Genomic DNA, 17,381 nt, shown 5'->3' on the forward strand with positions numbered 1-17,381 from the left:
CACTCTTGTCATCTTTATTTCACCTGCTCTTTGATGATATCCTGCACCAGGCTGTTGATGTACACTTCGATATCATCGTAGGCAGTACTTAGATTTCTTTTGTCCTGTGGCTTGCCAGGATCCAGCTTATGGGCTAGTTCCCAGTCGTCTGGTATACCGTCGCCGTCAGTGTCTTTCGGGGCAGATTTCGATTTCAGCTCCGGCCAACCGCCCACATCTTCCTGCGAGTCGATAATGCCGTTGGTACTGCCGTTGGAGCCTGGCGCGGTGAACGAGCTGTTACGCACATTGCCCACTACCCGCACATCCACGGCATCACGCAACAGTGAGGCCCCGGCATAGTCCAGTACTCTTTCGTAAGCGACCTCAGCCGTATGGGTGGTCACATTGTTATTGATCGGATGTGGGGATTCCAGGCGCATCGCTGCTTTATCAGCGGCAGATACAGTGCCGTAGCTGCCATGGAACTGGTTGTACACGCCGAAAGTCCAGTTATCATGGGTGGCGCGGGAACTCCCCTCCACCACGTTACCGTCAATGAAAAACTTACCCCAGATGTCGTATACCTCCGTGCCTTCTATTTTATTTTTATCAATCGAGAAGATGCGCTCCTTCTTGGTAGTGACAGGCCCCGGCTTGTAATAGTTGTTCACGATGTTGATGTTCATCGCCTCTCCGCCATAGGCGCTGTTGTTACCCCAGTTAAAGGTCACGTTGTTGCGCATGTCTACCAGGTTGGTAAGGGCAAATGCTTTTCCTGCTTCCTCGCCGAAGCGTGGGTTGCGGCTGTCGTGGTGAGCTAGCAGGTTGTGATGAAACGAAGCATTTTTGCCGCCCCAGATGCCGCCGTAACCATGCGCTCCTTTGGCGTGGGTAGCGTTGCGGAGGCTCTCTGAAATAATGCACCACTGCAACGTAAAATTCTCGTTGGCATAGAACGAAACGCATTCGTCGGTAGACCAGCTCATGGAGCAGTGGTCGATGATGATGTTTTTGCGAAATCTTCCTTCCAGTGCGTCTGCTTCCTGACCGGCCGCGTCTCCCATTCTAAAGCGCATAAAGCGGATAATCACGTTATCTGCATTCACGACTACTGGGTAATTGCGAATCGTGATGCCGTCGCCCGGTGCCGTCTGGCCGGCTATGGTCAGGTCTCCGTTGCCGATGGTCAGCCGGGAGTTGAGGGCGATCGTGCCGGATACTTCAAACACGATGATCCGCGCACCCGGCGTAGCAACTGCAGCTCGCAGACTGCCTGTTCCAGCGTCGTTCAGATTTGTCACTTTGATCACCTTGCCTCCACGTCCGCCGGTCACATCCTTCCCAAAACCTTCTGCTCCCGGAAAAGCCAGCGCTTGTTCTACCACCTGAACAGGTCCCTCGGCAGTCGGCTTCTCAATCTTGGGTGCCGGCTCGCTTTTGGACTTGCAGGAAGTGAATCCCACAGAAAGCACCAGTGCTGATAAGCTGACCAGTAATCCTAGTTTCGAGCAATGCTTGTGCATAAGGCTAAGTTTGTAAAAGTCAGGTATAGCCAGCAAAGCTATACCTGACTTAGCTTAAATTATCGTGTCCAACGAAGGTCTCCTATAGGGCCTCCCGTATTGCCTGCGGTGCGCAGCGGAGAATCAGCTGGCAAGGCAAAAGAAGTGGTTGCTTTGGTCCAGCCTAGGTCTACAGCTAGGTTATTAGACTGCTGCACATAGCTCGGAAAAGTAAGCGCTACCTCTGGCGTCGCTCCGTTAGTCAGTTTGAACAGATTGTTGTTACGTACCATGATTTCAGAACCTTCTGCAGCGGCACGCAACAAACTCGTACCTACAGTTGCTTCTCTTGGCGTGTTTGCCACGATGCTGTTTTGCATCGTAAAGCTGATCGGGTTTGCATTGGCATCCATCAGGATGTTGTTTCTTTCAGCAAAGCCAAAGCTATTGATGGTGGTCTGGTCGATGGTGATAACCGGACGGGTAGCTGCCGTCAGGTTGGTTCCCCAACTGATGAAGGCTCTGGCAGTGTTGAAGAAAGTAGAGTTCTTGATTTCCAGTTTCTTGAACTCCATCTTATCCAGCATGATGTAGTTATAGGTTGAGACACCGTTGTTAAAACCTATGGTGTTGGTAATCACGATGCTCTCTATCTTATGCGCGTTGTTGCCACCGCGGTTGGCGCGCATAAAGCAGTTAGCTGTGTTCTTAACAATGCAGTTCTCTACCAGAATAGAAGTGAAATCCGCCGCTTCAGAGTCGCTGCTCATACCTGCCAAGTTCAGGAAATAAGCCGCATTACCCGGGCCACCGTCAAACTCTATACCTGACAGCTTCACGCCTGCTCCGGTACCTTTCAGGTTCACTTCCTTGAAAAGTACTTTCGTATTCTCCGGATTCCCGGACACAGACTGTATTGTCAGGTGCTTCTGGGCGATGACGAACGTGGAACCTGAATAATCATGCACACCCTGCTCCAGGCCAATTACGTCGCCATTTGCGGCGCCTTCAATCGCAGCGAGCAGATCATCCGTTGGCGCCACGGTTACCGTGAATGCGCTTTCCTCTTTTGTGGTAAACGAGATGGCACCTTTGCTTCTGACACCAGCGAAGATCTCAACGGAATAAGTAGTCGTCGGAGCCAGTCCTGTCAGGCGCTTCTGCTGCGCTTCCACGTCTTCTGCCGTAATCTCATACTCTATAGGATTGCCGCCTTGTGGGGTCGCTACAATTTTGGTCAGGCCGGCCGTATTTCTCCAACGCAGCAGCACAGACTTGTCTTTGACATCCGAGCTGAGTATAGGCGAAATAATCTGTTCTCCTCTTATTCGGAACCTATTACTCACCACTGTCTTTGATTCCGGCCTGTCCCCTAACGCATTGGCTCTAATGCGTGCATAGTAGTCCTTCTTCTCTTCCAGTTGTTCATCCGTAAAAACAACTCCGGCAGTATCTGTTTGCACGGTCAGAATAACCGGTGTGGCAAAAAGCGTATCAGCCGCTACTTCTACGGTGTAGGTTACGCCGCTGCTGGCTGTTGTGTACAGCGATGGGTTCCAGGTCAGCTTTACCTGCGTCTCACCGTTTACTGATTTGATCGCACCGGCCGGTGTGAACATGCGCATCGGCTCGAGGGAATCTACTTCTTTTTTACAGGCCACCGTTACCAGCCCCAGCATCAGCACGGGCACCAGCGTACCGGATATTTTCTTTAAATATTTCTTCATCTCTTGATAGCTAGATTTCATGATCTGATTAAAAATTAATATCCGTAGTCCTGTGTTAGCCTGAAGTTCTGGTTAAGCACACCAGAGTAGATCGGGAACAACTCAGACTGACCTGGTTTGAAAGCAACTGCAAAGTCCTTTATATAATTATCATTCACAGCGGCTCGCCAGTTCTTTCTAACATAGCCTTCTGGCGCAGAAGATGGAGCCGGTTTAAACATTGCTTCCTCGACTGTACCACCAAATAGCTCCAGTCCATCCATCTCCAGTGCAACGGTTGCCGCATTTCGGAATGGAACAAGCTTCGTGTAAACATAATTTGGCACATTCGCATACTTGCCTTCGCCCTTCTGGAAGGCACCTAGTTTGGCGCGGGTGTCGATTATCATCTTCTCCAGTTCATTCCAGCGAATCAGATCATACTTGCGTATGCCCTCTCCACCAAACTCCAGGAAACGCTCTTGCTGTATCGCTCTGAAAAAGCCTTGCTTGTCGGCAGGAGTTGTACCCATACGCCCTTCATGGCCAGCAAAGGCTCTTCTTCTCACCGCTTCGTAGGCTGCAATGGCCTCTGCTGAAGGGCCGCCCTTCAATTCGTTATCTGCTTCTGCAAACATCAGCAGCACATCAGCATAGCGCAGGATAGGCCAGTTGATACCCAGTGTCTGGTTTGTGCCGGTAATGCCTGTCCAGTATTTTCTGAACTTGCCGTCACGCATCAGATTGGCGGTAGCCAGATCGATTTGGTCATCCTTGTTGATGGAGAAGTAAGCAATGGTCACATCTCTTCTGGAGTCACCAATCTGATCGAACTCGTAGAAATAAGTTGGGATTGCCTCTATCTGGCCGTTTGCCTGGCCATAGCTGGAACTGGCATCTATGCGCAGGCCATTCGAGAAGCCCAGCTTGCTGTCTGTTCGGGCATTACCGCCATAAGCCCCCGCCTCAAAAATACGCTCGCCGGTTGGGTCAACAGAACTAAGGTGCAGTCCGCGGAAGATGTTCTCGTAGTTCGGGTTAAGACCATGCTGCCCGCTCTGCATGATGTCCCAGGTCTCGTCTCTTGCAATTTGGTAGTACTCCAGGTAGTTACCACGGCGTTCCATGGTGCGGCTCTCTCTTCTGAGTGAGTACCCACCTCTTGCCAATGCTAGGCGAGCACGCAGGCCTTTCACGGCGCCCTTTGTAATGCGAGTACTTGGAGCACCCGTTTGCCCTCTCCATGGCACAAGCTCTGCAGCATACTCCAGGTCATCCAGCAGGCGATCATAGATTTCATCGCGATCCGTCTTCGGAAGGTTCAGGTCTGGAATATCGGCGGATGGCTCAAATTGGGCGGGCACATCGCCCCAGTTCCGAATCAACTCATGATAAAAGATAGCACGAAGCGTAAGTGCCTCTCCCAGCAATCTTCGCATGGCTGCTTTCTCGCTATCACTTCCGTTGCTGAACACATTAGAAGCCGGAATGTATTTGATGGCAATGTTCGCTCTTTCTATGCCTGTGTAGAGATCAAGGAATGGCCTGTTAAGTTCTGTATTATCGGGGTGTATACCATAACCGGCTATCCCTCTTCGGTCAAGCGGGTTGTAGGCCCCGCCTACCCTGAAATCGTCAGTTGCATTTGGATAGAGGGTAGAAATACGGCTGCCGTAGCTATTGTCTCCCATCAGCTTGTTGTAAATACCAACAACTGCCGATTCCGAATAGGAAGGGGTAGAGAACATCGTAGCCGGAGAAACAGTGGAAGGTGTTTCTATGTCCAGATAGTCTTTACAGGATGTAAAGCTGAGTGTTCCCCCAAGTGCAAGGATAAAGAGCAGGGACTTTTTATATGTCTTTTTCATCTTATACTTTAATTAAAATCTAGAAAGTAACATTAACACCACCTAGTATAAAGCGACTGCGTGGATAAGCAGCATAGTCTACACTTGGAGTAAGAGAGCTTCCTCGTCTGGTGTTAGCTTCCGGGTCATAACCAGAGTAACCGGTGATGGTCCAAAGGTTATTTACTGTGCCATATACTCTGAACTTAGAGATAAACCTTGTTCTCTTTAATATGCTTTCAGGTATTGAATAGCCGAGTGTCAGGTTGCTGATGCGCAGGAATGAACCGTCCTCGATGGCGAACGAGTGCAGGAAGTACTGTCCCCCTGGTGGCGTCCAGTATTTGGCATCCTGGTTCATTTCAGCCAATTGCTCCGGATTTGTTACCAGTTCCCCAGCATTGTTGTACCACTGCCATCTGTCGTTCATCAGGCTGAGCATGTTGTTATCGCGGTAGAGGTACTGTGTCGTGAACTCAATCTTATTGGCATTGTACACCTTGTTGCCATAAGAGAAGTTCATGAAGATGCTCATGTCAAAGCCTTTGTAAGTGAACTGCTGGTTGAAACCACCAATGAATTTTGGCTGCGCATTGCCCAGCACGGTTCTGTCTTCAGGTGTGATGAGGTTGCTGCCGGTATCGGCAAGCTTTTTCAGTTTCAGATCGCCAGGCTGTGGTGCTCTGTTACCCAATGCAACAGCACGGCTGTCAGGCACACCGTCTCTTAAGGTATAAGTCCAGACACCTGTTGATTCATTGTAGGTGTGGTTAAAATCATCCAGGGTGTAATAGCCATCTGTTACATAGCCGTAGAACTGACCTACTGGTTGCCCCACCTCTACCAAAAAGTCCTGCAGGTTGTTCACCCAGCCAGACTCTACCAGGTAAGAGTTCAATGGATTGCCCATTACATCCCGGCCCAGGCTTGTGATCTTGTTTCTGTTGAAGGCGACGTTGAAGTTAGCGTTCCAGGTAAAGTCTTTTGAGTCTACCACAATTCCGTTCAACTGCACTTCCAGACCTCTGTTCTCTGTCGATCCGGCATTCTGCAATTGCCAGGAATATCCACTGGTTTGAGGAATGGCAGCTCTCAGCAATAGGTCCTTTGTGGTGGTCTGGTAGGCATCAACAGAAGCTGTAACACGATTATTAAGAATGGAAAAGTCTAATCCGATGTTCTTCGAAACAGTAGTTTCCCATTGCAGATTAGGGTTTGCTAACTCATCGCCGGGTGCATAGCCTGGTGTGATAGACTCGTTGAAACCATAACCATCATTGCTGCCAGGCGCCAATAGAATTTTCCACGAATCAAGAGGGATTCTGTTATTACCCACCTCACCCATACTTACACGAAGCTTCAGGTCAGACATCCAGTTTTTGGTAAACTCCATAAAGCTCTCTTCTCCGATGTGCCAGGCCAATGAGGCCGATGGGAAGTAACCCACACGTCTCTGTGGAGCAAAAAGCGAGGAAGCATCACGACGCATGTTGAATACTGCGCGATATCTGTCCTTGAAGCTATAGGTCAATCGTCCAAAATAAGAAAGAAGGCTAGTGGAGGATTCAAAAGTTGACGGAGCATCCTGCACCAGACCTGCAGGAGGTGAGGCTGTTTGTATGCCTGCAAAAGCCTGTTCCGGGGTTATATCGACAGGCAGCCATTTGGTTGTAATGTTGCGGTTGGTGATATTGGTCTGGAAGATCTCCTGACCTACCAGCGCGTCAAGCTTATGTATCTCGTTTAGAGAGAAGCGGTAGTTGAGTGTATTGGAGTTTGTAAGCGATATTGCTTCGCTACCCTGCAGCTGCACAACCGGCATACCTGCGTTTTGTCGGGCCACGCCTGTTACTGGCCCATTAAAGATGTTTACGTCTCTGCTGGTGGTGTTAATACCAAACACGCTTCTGAAAGTCAAGTCTTTCAGAATACTATAAGAGACCTGTCCGTTCAACAGGAGATTATTGCGGTAGTCATTTCTGATTTCCTGATTTGCCAGGAGCACCGGACTGGTCAGATTGGTCAGGTTGGCAAACTCCGGATCAAACTCGTCCACCACGTTTTCCTGGCCAGGTGCTATAAATGGTCTGAATCTAACAGCGTTTCTGAGTCTGTTAGAGCTTTGTGATCCCGTGCTGGAGGTACCTATGCCATCAACTCGCTGGCGGCTGTAACGAGTGTTTACCCCTACTTTCAGGCGATCGTTGATCTTGTGGTCAAATTTAAAGGAAGCCAATGTTCGCACAAATCCGGAATTGAGCATGATGCCTTCTTCATCTGTGTGATTCAGCGTCAGGTTGAAAGTTGTGGTCTTGCTACCTCCGGTCACCCCTACAATATGTGTCTGGCTGAAAGCATCGCGCCCGAACACTTTGTCTTGCCAATCGGCAAAAGGCATGTTCTGATAGATATCGATATCTTCGTAACGACCATAGCGGCTTACGAAGTTGTTTCTGGTTTCTTCGTTTGTATTATAGTTGTAAATCTGGTACTGGTATTTCACAAAATCGTACGGATTCATCACATCCAGCTTATTCACGATGCTGCGGACACCCGCGAAACCGTTATAAGTCACCTGGGTAGGCATCTCAACACCACCTTTGGTTGTGATAACCACTACGCCGTTTGCCCCCCTGGCACCATATATGGCAGTAGAGGCTGCATCCTTCAGTACGTCAATCGTCTCAATTTCCTGCGGTGACAAAACAGAAAGGGCATTTTCCATCTGTATGCCATCTACTATATATAAAGGAGAGTTATCCTGTGAGATGGAGCTACCACCACGCACCCTGATCTGGATATCAGCACCAGGCCGTCCTTCCGTTGTAGTTACCTGCACACCTGCAAGACGACCCGCAAGCGCTTCAGCAGCCGTACTTACAGGTATGTCCTTGATCTGCTTTGCGCTTACAGAAGAAACAGAAGCCGTTAGTTCTTTTCGGGAGACCTCCTGGTAACCAATCACCACCACTTCTTCCAGTGCTTTCGCATCAGGCTGTAGCTTCACATCTACTGTTGCACGGTTGCCAATTCCCACTTCCTGCGTCTGGTAGCCAATAAAGCGGAACACCAGCACGCCATCACCATTTGGAGCAACCAGCCTGTAGCTACCCTCCACATCCGTAGGAGCTGCCACCGAAGTACCCTTCAATATGACGGTTACACCGGGCAAGCCTTCCCCTTTCTCATCCACTACTTTGCCAGTTACAGTAAAGCCCTGGGCAAACGCGCCGGCAAAGGCGGCGAAGACAAACGATACCGTGAGCAGGTACTTCATCTTCTTTAGTAAAACATGTTGCATAGGTATAGATTAGTTTGTTATAATAAGGACTATTTTTATTCTTCAGGTATAAAACCTTGCGTATGTATTTCCGGCGCGTAATTGGCAGATCTTTGAATCTTATGAAGGCATTGTAATTGCACCAAATGAACCTAAACTTCTGCCAGGCTTGCACAAATAATTTGCGCAACCGATTGCATTTTAATAACTCTCCTCAAAAAAAACAATAAAAAGTTCTTTTATTTTTCAAAAAATCATTTTCCAGCAACCTTGTTTAAACATTTTTGAAAATAAACTAACAAATCAGCCTATTCATTGACATTTTAAAACCTGCCCATCTATATATACCCCCTATCACTTTACTAATAGCGGCAGATAAATTTTCTCAATTTTTTTATTGTTGTGTAAAAAATTTCACTACTTTGCGCAAACGATTACGCACATTGAGAGTATAAAATAGCCATGAGCATATCCTATACAGTAAGACACGCCACCCACCCGGCTGACAGCCGGAACTATGATACAGCAAAGCTGCGCGAGCACTTCCTGATCGAACAGTTGTTCCAAGCAGACACCGTGCACGCGACCTATACCCTGCATGACAGATTAGTGGTTGGGGGAGCCCATCCGGTAGCGCAGCCTTTGAAACTGGAGACTTTCCCGACGCTGCGATCCGAGCACTTTCTGGACCGCCGCGAGCTAGGCATTATCAATGTTGGAGCAGCAGGTAGTGTAACCGTGGATGGCGAGACCTATGAACTGGCTCCAAAGGAGGCCCTCTATATAGGAAAAGGCGCCAAAGAGATTTATTTTAACACCAGTGAGACTGGCAAAGCACTCTACTACTTTAACTCTGCCCCGGCACATCACGCCTACCCTACCCGTAAGGTATCGCTGAGCGAAGCCGAGACAGTAGAGCTGGGCGCACTGGAGAACTCGAATCACCGCATCATCCGCAAGGTGCTTATTAATAGTGTGGTAGAGACCTGTCAGCTGCAAATGGGCATCACAGAGTTGCAGCCGGGCAGCGTTTGGAACACCATGCCGGCGCATACCCATGACCGACGCATGGAAGCGTACTTCTACTTTGAGTTGCCCGATGACCAGGCCGTGTGCCACTTTATGGGAGAGCCAGAGGAGACGCGCCACCTTTGGGTGAAGAACAACCAGGCCATTATCTCACCACCCTGGTCTATCCACAGCGGTGCGGGTACCTCCAACTATACCTTTATATGGGGTATGGCCGGGGAGAACCTGGACTACAATGACATGGACAAAGTAGCACCCACTGAACTGAAGTAAGATGAGCATGAATGGATTGTTTGACCTGACCGGACAAGTTGCCCTGATTACCGGATCCACCCATGGCTTGGGTATGGCCATGGCCACTGCAATAGGCAAGGCCGGGGCTACACTGGTCATCAACGGCCACACGCCCTCCAAAATGGAAGAGGCCCTTGCCAGCTACAGGGAAGCAGGGCTGACCGCGTACGGCTACCTGTTCGACGTTACGGACGCAGAGCAGGTAAAGCAAAATATTGCGCAAATAGAACAGGAAGTTGGTCCGATCAGTATTCTGGTAAACAATGCCGGCATCATCAAGCGCATACCTGCACTGGAGATGGACGAGGCGGATTTCCGGCATGTACTGGATGTGGACCTGACCGCTCCCTTCATTGTGTCGAAACACGTGGCCAGGTATATGGTGGAGCGCCGACAGGGCAAGATCATCAACATCTGCTCTATGATGAGTGAACTGGGCCGTGATACGGTTTCGGCCTATGCGGCTGCCAAAGGCGGCCTTAAAATGCTGACACGCAACCTTGCCACTGAATGGGCCAGGTATAACATACAGGTAAACGGCATCGGACCGGGCTACTTTGCAACAGAGCAAACAGCCCCTATCCGTGTGGATGGACACCCTTTTAACGAATTTATTTTGCACCGCACCCCGGCTGGGCGATGGGGCGACCCGGAGGATCTGGGTGGGACTGCAGTTTTTCTATCCAGCAGAGCCAGTGATTTTATAAATGGTCAGATTATTTATGTAGATGGTGGTATATTAGCAACCATCGGTAAACCGGCCAACGAACAGTAGGGCTCCGGCAATCCGGTAAAAGCCCTAAGAGACATATATGTCAACAAAGACGAAAGTAACGATACATGATATTGCAGAGAAGCTGAATATTACGGCTTCTACGGTGTCGCGTGCGCTCAATGACAACCCGCGCATCAGCGACGCCACCAAAAAGGCAGTAATAAAAACTGCCAAGCAGCTGAACTATCAGCCCAATAATATTGCAGCGGCCCTGCGCCATGGCAAGAGTTACATCATCGGTGTGATCGTGCCGACAGCGGATCGTTTCTTTTTCGCCTCCGTGGTACGAGGTATAGAGGAGATCGCCAACAACCTGAATTACAAGGTGATCATCTGCCAGTCGTATGACAACTACGAGAAGGAAGTGCAGACGATCGAGGCACTGCTGAATGCACGGGTAGACGGCATCATTGCCTCTATCGGTAAGAACACCGAAAACTTCGACCACTTCAAAAAGGTGCAGTCGAAAGGTATACCGCTCGTGCTATTTGACCGCACCACCGATGAGCTGGAAGTGAGTCAAGTGATGATCGATGACTACCTGGGCGCCTATAAAACAGTGGAGCACCTGATCCAACAGGGTTGCAAGCGCATTGCGCACTTCACTAGCCCGAAAAAGGTGAGCGTGTTTAAGGAGCGTCTGCGCGGTTACACCGATGCCCTGCGTGATTACGAAATTCCGTATGACGAGCAACTGGTGATCAAAAGTGATTTACAACTGGAAGACGGCAGAGAGAGCATGAAGAAACTGCTCAAACTCAAGCAGATGCCGGATGCAGTTTTCTCAGCCAGTGACTACGCGGCCATGGGTGCTATGCAGGTATTGAAGGAGCGCGGCATCCAGATTCCGCAGGAAGTAGCACTGGCCGGATTCTCGAACGAACCGTTTACCTCGTTCACCGACCCGCCGCTCACTACTGTGGATCAGCGAAGCATTAAGATGGGCAATATCACGGCAGAGCTCTTCTTTGAGCACTTCAAAGCCGGGGAGAAAGGCATCGTGTCGCAAAAGACGGTATTGAAACCAGAACTGATCGTCCGGAAGTCGACGCTGCGCAAGTAGCTGTAAGCGCCGGAAGCCAAGTATAAGCCGCTGTAAAAGGCGGCTGTTTTTTAGAAAGAGAATACAATCGATTGCACAATTTTAGAGAAAATAATGTGCCTTCAGGATTGCCAGGAATATCAAATACAATCATAAAGCAACAGGGGCTTATACCTATTCAAAATCAGATTATTATGAAGCAGCTCAACCGTCGTACAGCCAGTTTGCCACAGCGGCACCCGGTGAAGGTATTGCAATTTGGCGAAGGTAATTTTCTTCGTGGTTTTGTGGACTGGATCATCGATTTGCTCAACGAGCGCACCAATTTCAATGGGCAGGTACATATCGTGCAGCCGTTGGACAAAGGAATCGTGCATTTGCTCCAACACCAGGAGGGACTGTACCACGTATTGCTGGAAGGTATACAGGGAGGTGAAACGACCCGCGAATTACGATTGATCAGCTGTATCGCTGATGCGACGAACCCTTACGATAACTACAAGGCCTACCTGGCACTTTCCGAAAATCCGGAGCTGCAGTTTGTGATCTCTAACACGACAGAGGCGGGCATCGCTTTCGATGAAGCAGATACAAGTATGGAAAGTTTGCCTAACAGCTTTCCGGGTAAGCTGACGGCTTTACTTTATCACCGCTTCCGTCATTTTGGAGGCGCTGCCGATAAAGGGCTATACCTGATCCCATGTGAGCTGATCGAGAAAAACGGAGAGGCCCTGCGCCACTCCATTCTGGCATACGCCAACCACTGGAACCTCCCAGCCGACTTCGCCGCCTGGATCGAGCAGCACAATCACTTTTGCAACACATTGGTAGACCGCATCGTGCCGGGTTTCCCGAGAGACAACATACAGGAAATACAGCAGGAATTGGGCTACCATGATAACCTGGTTGTGAAGGCGGAGCCATTCCACCTGTGGGTAATCGAAGCACCAGCGGTTGTTCAAGCGGCTTTCCCGGCTAATGAAGCCGGGTTGCAGGTGAAGTTTGTAGAGGACCTCACCCCTTACCGCACCCGCAAAGTGCGCATCCTGAACGGAGCACATACCGCTCTTGTACCAGTAGCCTACTTGCAGGGACTGCGCACAGTGCGCGAAGCCATTGAAGATGAAAAAGCCGGCAGCTTCATTCGGAAAGCTATTTTCGAGGAGATCATCCCGACACTGGACTTGCCACAGGAAGAACTGGAGCAGTTTGCCAACGATGTGATTGAGCGATTCCAGAATCCGTTCATCTACCACGAACTGATCAGCATCTCTCTTAACTCGGTGTCAAAGTACAAGGTGCGCGTACTGCCATCGGTGCTGGAGTATCATAAGCGCAAAGGCGAGTTACCTAAACGACTGCTGCAGTCGCTGGCGGCACTTATCTTGTTCTACAAAGGCGATTGGAACGGCGAGCAAATCCCGCTCAACGATACTCCGGAAGTACTCGCTTTCTTTGAGAAGGCATGGCAGCAGGAATCCGCTCAGGAAGTAGTACACACCGTGCTATCGAACAAAGATTTCTGGGATGGCGACCTGACCGAGATATCGGGACTGGCCGATTTAGTGACAGCTGAATTAGGGGCCTTACAGCTGGCAGAGCAGCAGTCGAACATGGCTTAACGACTTCAGTTATGGCTTTGCTATACCTGAATAGGCCAAGCCATATCTTCAGTAAATTGAATAGCCTGGAGCCAGCGCATTTATCTATACATCAGACTTTACCAGGCACATTGCCTAACCCATACCCATGAGAAACACGATTACAGACACTTACACCATTACACCATTTCTGGACGAGAATTTTCTGTTACAGACAGAGACGGCTCGCAGACTATACCATGAGCATGCCAAAGACATGCCCATCATCGACTACCACTGCCACCTGTCGCCGCAGGACATTGCCAACGACCGCAAATTCAAGAACCTGACCCAAATCTGGCTCGAAGGCGACCATTACAAATGGCGTGCGATGCGCACCAACGGGGTGCCGGAACGCTTCTGTACCGGTGATGCCGATGATTATGCTAAGTTTGAGAAGTGGGCCGAAACCGTGCCCTATACCATGCGCAACCCACTTTATCACTGGACACACATGGAGCTCAAGCGTCCGTTTGGCATAGAGACTATCCTGAAGCCAGAGACGGCCCGTGAGATCTACGACGCCTGCACCGACATGCTGCAGACAGACGAGTACAGTGTCCGTGGTATCCTCAAGAAGATGAACGTAGAGATCATCTGCACCACCGATGACCCGATCGATACGCTGGAGCACCACCAGAAAATCAAAGCAGACAACTTCGGCATTCAGGTACTTCCCGCCTTTCGCGCCGACAAAGTACTGGCCATTGATGACGAAGCCGTATTCCTGCCATACCTGCAGAAACTGGCCGAGGCCGCAGGTATAGCCATTGATAACTACCAGGGTCTGCTGGACGCGCTGCAGCAGCGCCACGATTTCTTCCACGAGAACGGCTGTCGTCTTTCTGACCACGGTCTGGAGACGATCTATGCAGAAGCCTATACTGAGCAGGAAGTAAAAGCCATTTTTGAGAAGGCGCTGCAGAAGCAGTCGATTACAAAAGGGGAAGTACTCAAGTTCAAGTCGGCGATGCTGATGCAGCTGGCCCTGATGGACCACGCCAAAGACTGGACACAGCAGTTTCACCTCGGTGCGCTGCGCAACAATAATACCCGCATGATGCGTGAACTGGGCCCGGACACTGGTTTCGACTCTATCGGAGACTTCGACGTGGCCCGTCCATTGGCGAAATTCATGGACAAGCTGGACAACTCCAACCAACTGGCCAAGACTATTCTCTATAACCTCAACCCGAGCCAGAACGAGCTATACGCGACCATGATCGGCAACTTCAACGACGGCAGCACGCCGGGCAAGATCCAGTATGGCTCCGCCTGGTGGTTCCTCGATCAGAAAGACGGTATGGAGCGCCAGCTGAACGCCTTGAGCAACATGGGCTTGCTGAGCCGCTTTGTAGGTATGCTGACCGACTCACGCAGCTTCCTGTCCTACCCACGCCACGAGTACTTCAGAAGAATCCTTTGTAACATGATCGGCAATGACGTGGAGAACGGTGAGCTTCCGGCCAGCGAAATGGCCTGGTTAGGCCAGATGGTGGAGGATATCTGCTACAACAATGCTAAGTCTTACTTCAATTTTTAAAACACATGGGTAAGGTACTTTCTTTTGGCGAGTTGCTCCTCAGGATATGCCCTGACGAGGACGGACAATGGCTCCGCGAGAACAACCTGCCGTTTTATGTAGGCGGCGCAGAAGCCAACGTAGCGACGGCGCTGGCCCTATGGGGCGTCCCTTCTACCTATCTGACTGCCCTGCCCGACAATTTTGTGGCAGAGCAGTTGGTTAGCTACCTTAACAAGCGCCAGGTGCAGACCGACAACATTGTGTATCAAGGGAGCCGGGTGGGCCTGTACTTCCTGCCAAAAGGAAAAGACCTGAAAAATACCGGTGTCATCTACGACCGGGCCGGATCGGCTTATGCTGACCTACAGCCAAGCTCTATTGACTGGGAAAAAGTATTCGAGGACGTAAGCTGGTTTCATTTCAGCGCCATTTGTCCGGCTATCAACCAAAATGTGGCCGAGGTGTGCGAAGAGGCTCTGAAAGTGGCAGTACAAAAGAACATCACCGTTTCGCTGGACCTGAACTACCGCGCCAAACTCTGGCAGTATGGCAAAGATCCGGTGGAGGTAATGCCTGCCCTGGCGCAGTATTGTGACCTGATCATGGGCAACATCTGGGCAGCCAACAAAATGCTGGGTATACCTTTGGATGAAGCCCTGATCGCAAACCTGGACAAGGCAGCCTTGCAAGAGCATGCCACCTTGACTTCCAAGGCCATTCTGGAGAAATTCCCGAATTGTCGCACAGTAGCCAATACTTTCCGATTTGATTATCAGCAAGGCATTCGGTATTTTACTACGCTGTTCGAAGCGGGTGAACTGTATACCTCGCACGAATACCAGGTAGAGCAGATTCTGGACAAAGTGGGAAGTGGCGATTGTTTTATGGCAGGTCTGATCTATGGTTTCTACCACCAGCTCCCTCCTTCTGAGACACTTGAGTTTGCCACCGCCGCTGCCTTCAAGAAATTATTTATTCCAAGTGATGCCACCACCAGCACGGTTGCGGAAATAAACGATACCATTTTAGCTTATGCAAACTAAAGAAAGCGCCCTGAACACCATTTTAGAGCAAGGTCTACTGCCTCTGTTCTTCTACGAAAACCCCGAGGTGAGCCTGGAGGTTGTAAAAACGCTGTATCAGGCCGGCATCCGCACACTGGAATACACCAACAGAGGCCCGTCAGCACTCGAAAACTTCAGATTCCTTAAAAAGGAACTCTCCGAGCAATGCCCTGACTTACATTTGGGAATCGGCACCATCAAAACCACCGACCAAGCAGAAGCCTTCATAGAGGCAGGAGCGGATTACATTGTGTGCCCCATCGTGAACCCGGCTGTGGGCGACCTGACTCACGAAGCCGGCCTGCTTTGGATACCAGGTTGCTTTACCCCTACTGAAATACACACCGCCCAGCAGCACGAGGCGGCACTTATCAAAATTTTCCCGGCGAACATCTTAGGTCCAGCATTTTTGTCTTCCATTAAGGAGCTTTTTGCGGGACAACTCTTCATGCCAACAGGGGGTGTAGAGATTGACCAGGACAACATCAGCACCTGGTTTAAGTCCGGCGTTTGTGCGGTAGGCATGGGCTCGAAGATGATCAGCAAGGACATCCTCGAAACAAGAGACTACACTAAGCTGGATGAACTGACGAGAGAGGCAATCGAGATCGTGAAAACAGTCAGGAGGAAGTGATGAAAAAGCTGCATCCAAACCTCCTCTCCCGCATCGCTTACAGGTATAAGCGTCTTGCATTTTGTGCTCCGCTGTTGGTCATACTTTTCGTTGCCAACTCCTGCCAGAAAATAAAGGATACTACTGAAGTGAAGCTTGCCCATACCCTTGAGGTAACACACCCGGTACACAAAGCGATGGTCTACATGGCCGAGCGTGTCAAAGAGAAATCAGGCGGCAAGATGACGATCGACATTTACCCCAGCTCCCAGCTTGGCAGCGAGCGTGAGAGCATAGAGCTCCTCCAGATCGGCAGCATTGGCATGACGAAGGTATCGGCAGCTGTCATGGAAAGCTTCTCCCCAAATTTCAAAGTGCTTAGCCTGCCCTATGTATTTCGGGACAAAGCGCACTATTACGATGTACTGGATGGCGGCATTGGCGATGATCTGCTCAAAGAAGGTGAAAAGTACTGGCTGCGTGGACTTTGCTTTTATGATGCGGGCAGCCGCAGTTTTTACAGCACTAACAAACCAATCAACACACCAGCCGACCTACGCGGCATGACGATCCGGGTACAGGCCAGCAACACGGCTTTCAGCATGATCAAGAGCTTCGGTGGAGCCGCTTCGCCGGTATCGTGGGGAGAACTTTATACCGCCTTACAGCAAGGCGTGGTAGACGGCGCCGAGAACAACCCGCCTAGTTTCTTCTTATCGCGCCACTATGAAGTGAGCAAATATTACTCCCTGAACGAACACACTATGATCCCGGACATTCTGCTGATCAGCACCGTGGTATGGGAGAGCCTGACGCCGCAGGAGCAGCAATGGTTGCAGGAGGCTGCCGAAGAATCAGCGCAGGTACAGCGTGAACTGTGGGAGGAAGCCGAAGTGGAAGCTCTGCAGGCAATCAGAGACGCCGGCGTCACCGTGAGCACACCAGACAAAGCGCCTTTTGCCAAGCTGGTAGAGCCTATGTACGAGAGCTTCAAAAATGAACCTGAGGTATACAGCCTGATCCAGCGTATCCGCCAGACTGGCAACCCAAAAGAGACAATTGTATCTGCATCAAAACCCTAA

At 50.2% G+C, this 17,381-nt stretch carries 12 protein-coding genes; 8 read left to right on the top strand and 4 right to left on the bottom strand.

Going from position 1 to position 17,381, the window contains the following annotated elements; genetic code table 11:
* Positions 1–14 precede the first annotated feature (14 nt).
* The 4 genes from AC5FX6_RS12575 to AC5FX6_RS12590 are packed head-to-tail and all read right to left on the bottom strand — an operon-like array spanning position 15 to position 8,338.
* Positions 15–1,505, bottom strand: coding sequence for a pectate lyase (locus AC5FX6_RS12575; RefSeq protein ID WP_493597401.1), 1,491 nt, complete (start codon positions 1,503–1,505; stop codon positions 15–17).
* A 59-nt stretch (positions 1,506–1,564) separates the two neighbouring features.
* Positions 1,565–3,211, bottom strand: a complete 1,647-nt coding sequence (locus AC5FX6_RS12580; RefSeq protein WP_493597402.1) for a DUF4957 domain-containing protein — start codon at positions 3,209–3,211, stop codon at positions 1,565–1,567.
* 35 nt (positions 3,212–3,246) lie between these two features.
* Complete coding sequence (locus AC5FX6_RS12585) at positions 3,247–5,058, bottom strand: RagB/SusD family nutrient uptake outer membrane protein (protein WP_493597403.1); 1,812 nt, start codon at positions 5,056–5,058, stop codon at positions 3,247–3,249.
* A 19-nt stretch (positions 5,059–5,077) separates the two neighbouring features.
* Positions 5,078–8,338 (bottom strand): SusC/RagA family TonB-linked outer membrane protein, encoded by a 3,261-nt coding sequence (locus AC5FX6_RS12590; protein ID WP_493597404.1) that lies wholly within the window; start codon positions 8,336–8,338, stop codon positions 5,078–5,080.
* A 441-nt stretch (positions 8,339–8,779) separates the two neighbouring features.
* On the opposite strand from AC5FX6_RS12590, the gene kduI reads away from it, so the two are divergent.
* The 8 genes from kduI (at position 8,780) to AC5FX6_RS12630 (ending at position 17,381) form a co-directional block, all read left to right on the top strand.
* The gene (gene kduI / locus AC5FX6_RS12595) at positions 8,780–9,619 is read left to right on the top strand and encodes a 5-dehydro-4-deoxy-D-glucuronate isomerase (protein ID WP_493597405.1); all 840 of its coding nucleotides are present in this window, start codon (positions 8,780–8,782) and stop codon (positions 9,617–9,619) included.
* A gap of 7 nt (positions 9,620–9,626) precedes the next feature.
* The gene (locus tag AC5FX6_RS12600; protein WP_493597542.1) at positions 9,627–10,415 is read left to right on the top strand and encodes a gluconate 5-dehydrogenase; all 789 of its coding nucleotides are present in this window, start codon (positions 9,627–9,629) and stop codon (positions 10,413–10,415) included.
* A gap of 37 nt (positions 10,416–10,452) precedes the next feature.
* On the top strand, positions 10,453–11,478 hold the full coding sequence (locus AC5FX6_RS12605; RefSeq protein ID WP_493597406.1) for a LacI family DNA-binding transcriptional regulator: 1,026 nt from the start codon (positions 10,453–10,455) through the stop codon (positions 11,476–11,478).
* A 173-nt stretch (positions 11,479–11,651) separates the two neighbouring features.
* The gene (locus AC5FX6_RS12610; RefSeq protein ID WP_493597407.1) at positions 11,652–13,079 is read left to right on the top strand and encodes a tagaturonate reductase; all 1,428 of its coding nucleotides are present in this window, start codon (positions 11,652–11,654) and stop codon (positions 13,077–13,079) included.
* Between the two features lie 127 nt (positions 13,080–13,206).
* Entirely contained in the window at positions 13,207–14,640 is a 1,434-nt protein-coding gene (uxaC, locus tag AC5FX6_RS12615; protein ID WP_493597408.1) for a glucuronate isomerase, read from the top strand.
* 5 nt (positions 14,641–14,645) lie between these two features.
* On the top strand, positions 14,646–15,665 hold the full coding sequence (locus tag AC5FX6_RS12620; RefSeq protein ID WP_493597409.1) for a PfkB family carbohydrate kinase: 1,020 nt from the start codon (positions 14,646–14,648) through the stop codon (positions 15,663–15,665).
* A complete protein-coding gene (locus AC5FX6_RS12625) occupies positions 15,655–16,320 on the top strand; it encodes a bifunctional 4-hydroxy-2-oxoglutarate aldolase/2-dehydro-3-deoxy-phosphogluconate aldolase (RefSeq protein WP_493597410.1) in 666 nt (221 codons plus the stop codon). The genes AC5FX6_RS12620 and AC5FX6_RS12625 overlap by 11 nt, the downstream gene beginning before the upstream one ends.
* On the top strand, positions 16,320–17,381 hold the full coding sequence (locus AC5FX6_RS12630) for a TRAP transporter substrate-binding protein (protein WP_493597411.1): 1,062 nt from the start codon (positions 16,320–16,322) through the stop codon (positions 17,379–17,381). Before AC5FX6_RS12625 ends, AC5FX6_RS12630 begins: the two co-directional genes overlap by 1 nt.

The sequence above is a fragment of the Pontibacter sp. LHS2 genome (assembly GCF_058932845.1).